The 6,601-nt window shown below is 52.7% G+C and carries 5 protein-coding genes; all 5 read left to right on the top strand.

What is annotated here, in order from left to right; translation table 11 throughout:
* The coding region (locus ABUL11_RS10705; protein WP_350283842.1) for a hypothetical protein at positions 1–185 on the top strand (185 nt) is incomplete at its 5' end.
* A 2-nt stretch (positions 186–187) separates the two neighbouring features.
* A complete protein-coding gene (locus tag ABUL11_RS10700) occupies positions 188–1,129 on the top strand; it encodes a carbohydrate kinase family protein (protein WP_350283841.1) in 942 nt (313 codons plus the stop codon).
* Between the two features lie 10 nt (positions 1,130–1,139).
* On the top strand, positions 1,140–3,278 hold the full coding sequence (locus ABUL11_RS10695) for an HAD-IIB family hydrolase (protein ID WP_350283840.1): 2,139 nt from the start codon (positions 1,140–1,142) through the stop codon (positions 3,276–3,278).
* Positions 3,279–3,501: 223 nt separating this feature from the next.
* Complete coding sequence (locus ABUL11_RS10690; protein ID WP_350283839.1) at positions 3,502–5,886, top strand: sucrose synthase; 2,385 nt, start codon at positions 3,502–3,504, stop codon at positions 5,884–5,886.
* Positions 5,887–5,945: 59 nt separating this feature from the next.
* Positions 5,946–6,601 (top strand): SDR family NAD(P)-dependent oxidoreductase (locus ABUL11_RS10685; RefSeq protein WP_350283838.1); only part of this gene is annotated, 656 nt, incomplete at its 3' end.

Below are 6,601 nucleotides of genomic sequence, written 5' to 3'. Positions count from 1 at the left end.
TTTTTTCTGACAGTTCTTTGCACATATCCGCTATCCATGCCAGAATAAAAATATCCGGCCGGAAATATGATTTCCGGCGCTTGTTTTCTGCCCGTTTTCTGCAGCCACCCAGTCCCTTCTTCAGACGGATGGCCACCATGATATTTCAGGAAATGAATAGCAGTGATCGGCAGGAATCTCTGTAACCATGTCAACCGATTCTTACAAAGCACTTACAAGACGAAATGTAATTCTGTTCGGCGAAGCACTGGCCGATATTTTCCCTGATGGCCCGAGAATGGGGGGTGCCCCCCTGAATGTAAGCTTCCATCTTCAGGCTTTTGGCCTGCACCCCATGCTGATTACACGTACCGGTACCGATGAACTCCACCGGAAACTGATCAGACTGATGGATGATGCCGGTATGACTGTCACCGGTGTTCAAAGCGATCCACACTATCCAACCGGCCAGGTATTGATCAAACCCGGTGAAAACGGCCACGGACACCAGTTTGAAATTCTCGCAAACCAGGCTTACGACTTCATCGACCCGGTGACGGCCGCTACCGCTGCTTCATCCATAGAACCTGATCTGGTGTATTTCGGAACATTGGCACAACGCAGCCGTCTATCCGGCAGCGCACTGGAAACGGTATTCCGATACACACCACAGGTTCCGCGCCTGCTGGACATTAATCTGAGAAAACCCTGGTACACACGAGACACCGTCCACTATTCACTCACCCGGGCTGATCACGTGAAAGTCAATGAAGATGAGTTGATCGAATTACCCGGTTTACTGAATTTACACACCCGGGATCCTCGGGATACCGCATCGCGCCTGATAGAAGAATTTCATCTGAACACCCTGCTGGTGACCTGTGGCGCCGATGGCGCATGGTTACGCGACCAGTCCGGTAATGAAGCTGAAACACCCGGCATCACCAATATCACCGTTATCGATACTGTCGGCGCGGGAGATGGATTTTCTGCCGTATTCATTCTCGGCATGCTGCTGAGCTGGCCGGAGACATTGACACTGGAGCGCGCCAACCGGTTTGCTGCAGCCCTGTGCGGTATTCGTGGCGCTATTCCCCAATCCTCTGAATTTTATTCTCCCTTTCTCAAAGAATGGGGAATGATCAACTGATTGCCGAACGATGACAGATCAGAAACTTTATATTTTAATGATAAGCGTACACGGTCTGGTCCGTGGACATGACATGGAGCTGGGGCGTGACGCAGATACAGGCGGACAGATCACCTATGTCGTTGAATTGGCACGTGCCCTGGGCCGCAACGAGCATATTGCCCAGATCGACCTGCTGACCCGCCAGATCGAGGATCCTAACATCTCACCCGATTATGCAACTGAAATCGAAGAACTCGGGCCGAATGCCCGTATCGTTCGATTACCCTGCGGCCCTCGCAAATATCTGCGCAAGGAGCTGCTGTGGCCGCACCTGGATCAGATGGTGGACCGCTGTTTACACTACCTGCGCCAGCAGGGACGTCTGCCCGATCTGATTCATACACACTACGCTGATGCCGGCTACGTCGGCCAGCATCTGTCCAATCTGCTCGGTATCCCGCAAATACATACGGGCCACTCGCTCGGCCGCCCCAAATGGGCGCGTCTGCTTGCTTCCGGCCGCAAAGAACAGGCCATCGAACGACAATTCAATCTGTCCCGGCGGATCGCTGTAGAAGAAGAGGTACTGGTGCATGCCTCGCTGATCATCACCAGTACCTCACAGGAAATTGAAGATCAGTATGGTATGTATAAAAATACTGATCCACGCCGTTGCCGGGTCATTCCTCCAGGGACCGATACCTCACGGTTCTCGCCCCCTGGACGCAAATCTCTCGATCCGGCGATACAGGCCGGTATCGACCGGTTCCTGAATGTGCCGGATAAACCAGTGATTCTTGCCATCTGCCGACCCGACACACGCAAAAATCTTCACGGACTGATTCAGGCATACGGGTCGGATCCGTTACTACAGGACATGGCCAACCTGGTGATCGTAGCCGGCTCACGCGAAGATATCCGCGCGATGGAAGAGTCACAGCGCAAGGTCATGAATGATGTACTGCTCGACATCGATCGCTATGATCTGTGGGGGAAAATAGCGATTCCCAAACATTTCATGGTGGAAGATATACCGGAAGTGTATCGCCTGGCGGTACGCAGGCGCGGCATATTCGTCAATTCGGCCCTGACAGAGCCCTTCGGACTCACCCTGATCGAGGCTGCTGCCAGTGGCCTGCCCATCATTGCACCGGAAGATGGCGGTCCACGCGACATCATCACCAATTGCCGCAATGGACTGCTTGTCAATACGCTGAACCATTTCGATATCGCCAGCGCACTGAAGGATGCACTATCCGACAGAAAACTCTGGCGAAACTGGTCCAGAAACGGGATTACCAACGTCAGGCGCCATTACACTTGGGATGCACACGTCAGCAAATATCTCAAGGAAGCCGACAAACTGCTCTATCGGGAGCGCAAACGTCTGCGCCGCCAACTTGCGGCAACCCTGCATGCAGGCCGATCACCCATGCCGCTGGCACGTAAAGTGATCATCAGCGACATCGATAATACCCTGCTCGGAGATGAACAGGGACTGGCAGAATTTCTGCAATGGTTACGTATGCATGCCAGGAATATCTCATTCGGTGTTGCTACCGGAAGGACCGTCGAAAGTGCAGTCAAAGTCCTTAAAAAATGGCGCGTACCGATGCCCGATATCCTGATCACCTCGGTCGGCAGTGAAATCAACTACTGGCCATCACTGCGACCGGATAAGGGCTGGAGTAATCATATCCGCCACCGGTGGCGGCGGGAAGCACTGGCTGAAGCACTGAAAGAAATACCCGGACTGGTGCTCCAGGCTCCGGAGAATCAACGTGAATTCAAGTTGAGTTATCTGGTCACACCTGAGCAGATGCCCCCACTCAAACAACTTTATCAGCATCTGCACAAACAAAATCTGCATGCAAAGCTGATCTACTCTCATGAAGCATTTCTGGATGTACTGCCGGTGCGGGCTTCCAAAGGGCTGGCAGTACGTTACCTCGCCTATAAATGGGGGTTGCCACTGCAAAGTTTTCTGATTGCCGGGGATTCGGGTAATGATGAAGAAATGCTGGTAGGCGACACACTGGGAGTGGTAGTAGGAAATCACAGCCCCGAACTGGAATCACTGCGTGACCGGGAACAGATCTATTTTGCAGAAAACGCCTATGCACTAGGCATACTCGAAGGTATGAAACACTACCACTTTGACCAATGATCACACATTGCGCCTACTTATCCTGAAGAACCTCTGATTAAGTTCTCCATGAGCCGCAACCCTTTGGGGTACTGACTTTGCGGGCGGACTGCAACATTGAGCGGACCAACCTTTCCTGCCTCGCTCGCCTTGCATTCCATCCGCAAAACACTGTATGCGACCATGTGGGACTAGATCAGAGATCCCTTAAAACAATATCGCAACCGTTATACCGGAGGTATTCATGACCACGATTGATACGCTCGCCACCTGTACCCTGCAAAACAGAGATGCCGTCTATACTCTGTTACGACGTTATTTCGCAGCAAATCGCACCCTGCTCCTCCAATCCGATCTGCGGGACGGTCTGCTGCAGACAGAGCAGGATTGCGGCTATTCCGACCTGCTCCGGGCATTCGTATTCCGTCTGCAGGAGGGCGTCTTTAGTTCTCCCTGGGCTTATCTGGCACTGCGGCCCGAAATTGCCAAATGGGAACTCATACGTATTCATCAGGAACATCTCATTCCGGAAAAAGTGACCATCGGTGAATTTCTGAAATTCAAGGAAACCGTAGTCAAAGGTGAAGCAACCGAATCGATGCTCGAAGTCGATTTCGGACCATTCAACCGGGGATTTCCAAGATTGAAGGAATCCCGCTCGATCGGTCAGGGCGTCATTTTCCTCAATCGCAAGCTATCCAGTGAAATGTTTTCTCGTATTGAGGCAGGCCATACCGGGCTGCTGCATTTTCTGGGCGTACACGCCATCGAGGGTCAGCAACTGATGTTCAGCAGCAATTCTCACGACATCCACCTCGTGCGTAACCAGTTGCGACAAGCACTGGAAATGCTGGAGGCACTGGACGGGACAACACCATGGAGTGAGCTGGCCCAGAAAATGGGCCAGCTCGGTTTCGCGCCCGGCTGGGGACATAACGCCGACCGAGTAGCTGAAACCATGAATATGCTGATGGATATCCTCGAAGCGCCTTCTCCTTCCGCGCTGGAAGAATTCCTGGCACGCATTCCCATGATTTCCCGCCTGCTGATTCTTTCTCCTCACGGCTATTTCGGTCAGGATAATGTGCTCGGGCTGCCCGATACCGGCGGCCAGGTCGTTTATATTCTCGACCAGGTGCGTGCACTGGAAAAGGAAATGCACGACCGGCTGCAATTACAGGGAGTTCAGGTTGAACCGAAAATACTGATCGTCACTCGCCTGATACCCGATGCCGGCGATACCACCTGTAACCAGCGACTGGAAAAAGTCAGCGGCTGCACCAACACCTGGATTCTGCGTGTTCCGTTCCGCAAGCACAACGGGGAAATCATTCCTCACTGGATCTCGCGTTTCGAAATATGGCCTCATCTCGAAATTTTTGCCGGTGATGTCGAACGGGAAGCACTAGCAGAACTGGGTGGACATCCTGACCTGATCATCGGCAATTATTCAGACGGTAATCTGGTAGCCACCCTGCTCAGCAGGAGATTAGGCGTCACCCAGTGCAATATTGCACATGCACTCGAAAAAACAAAATACCTGCATTCGGATATCTACTGGCAGGAAAACGAAGATAAATATCATTTCTCCTGCCAGTACACAGCAGATCTGCTGGCAATGAATTCAGCCGATTTCATCGTTACCAGCACGTATCAGGAAATTGCCGGAACACGGGAAGCAGAAGGCCAGTACGAGAGCTACCAGGCTTTTTCCATGCCCGATCTCTACCGGGTAGTCCATGGTATTGATCTGTTCGATCCGAAATTCAATATCGTTTCTCCGGGCGCGAATGCGGATATCTATTTCCCTTATACCGATCCGCACCGGCGTCTGCACGGCCTGATACCGGAAATTGAATCTCTGATCTTCGATGATGCAAGCAGTCTCCCGGCCCGCGGACATCTTCAGGATCCGGACAAACCCCTGATTTTCACCATGGCACGCCTGGATCGGATCAAGAACATTACCGGACTGGTAGAACTGTACGCCACTTCGCAACGTTTGCGTTCGCTTGCCAATCTGATCATTGTTGGCGGCAAGATCGATCCGCAGCATTCCAGCGACCACGAAGAACAGGAACAGATTTATCGGATGCACCAGCTGATGGATGAACATAAACTCGATCAACAGATGCGCTGGCTGGGCATGCGCCTCGACAAAAACCTGGCGGGGGAACTCTACCGCTATATTGCCGACAAACGCGGTGTATTCGTACAACCGGCACTGTTCGAAGCATTCGGCCTGACCATCATCGAGGCCATGGCATCCGGTCTGCCTACCTTCGCCACCCGCTACGGCGGCCCGCTGGAAATCATCCAGCACAACCGTTCCGGCTTTCATATCGATCCCAATCAGGGTGCCGCCACGGCTGATCTGATCGCGGATTTTTTCGAAGAGAACCGGGAAAACCCGCTGGAATGGGAACGTATTTCGCAAGGGGCACTCGACCGTGTCGCCAGCCGCTACACCTGGAAATTGTATGCTGAACGCATGATGACGCTATCGCGTATCTATGGTTTCTGGAAATTCGTCAGCGGGCTCGAGCGGGAAGAAACGGATCGCTATCTCAACATGTTCTATCATCTGCAATTCCGGCCGCTGGCAAACAGGCTGGCCCACGAGATCTGATCCAACTGCCTGGGCCGCACGGATAAAATTGAACCCAATCCCTCACATAAAGCAGAAAAATGAAAAAATCCATATTGATTACCGGCTGTTCCAGCGGTATTGGCTACTACGCTGCCCATGGTCTGCATGCACGTGGCTATCGTGTCTTTGCCACCGCCCGCCGACAGGAAAGCGTGGAAATGCTGCTTGCGGAAGGACTGGAAAGTTTTCAACTCGACCTGAATGATTCCAGTTCGATTCAGCATGCTGTCGAAGAAACCCTGCGGCGCAGCAACGGTGAATTGTACGCTCTGTTCAACAACGGCGGCTATGGCCTGCCCGGTGCAGTTGAAGATCTCCGCCGGGAAGCATTACGCGCGCAGTTCGAAACCAATCTCTTCGGCTGGGTAGAGCTGACCAATCTGATCCTGCCCGCCATGCGCAAGCAGGGATACGGACGTATCATTCAGAACAGCTCGGTATTAGGCTTCGCCGCCATGCCGTTTCGTGGCGCATACAATGCTTCCAAATATGCGGTTGAAGGCTGGAGCGATACTTTGCGGCTGGAGCTGAGAGGAAGCAGAATTTTCGTCAGCCTGATCGAACCGGGGCCGATCCTCACCCAATTCCGTGCCAATGCGATGAAAGCATTCGAACGTTATATCGATGTCGAACGCAGCATTCATCGCGAAAAATATCTCGCCATTCTCAACCGGCTCAACAAACCGGGTCCGGC

Source organism: Nitrosomonas sp. (assembly GCF_040256045.1).
Lineage (GTDB): Bacteria > Pseudomonadota > Gammaproteobacteria > Burkholderiales > Nitrosomonadaceae > Nitrosomonas.
This window is presented reverse-complemented; position numbering and strand designations above follow the sequence as displayed.

What these genes read in the sequence shown, in the direction of transcription:
- ABUL11_RS10700 (WP_350283841.1), top strand. Translation starts at nt 188, where the DNA reads ATGTCAACCGATTCTTACAAAGCACTTACAAGACGAAATGTAATTCTG.
- ABUL11_RS10695 (WP_350283840.1), top strand. Translation starts at nt 1,140, where the DNA reads ATGACAGATCAGAAACTTTATATTTTAATGATAAGCGTACACGGTCTG.
- ABUL11_RS10690 (WP_350283839.1), top strand. Translation starts at nt 3,502, where the DNA reads ATGACCACGATTGATACGCTCGCCACCTGTACCCTGCAAAACAGAGAT.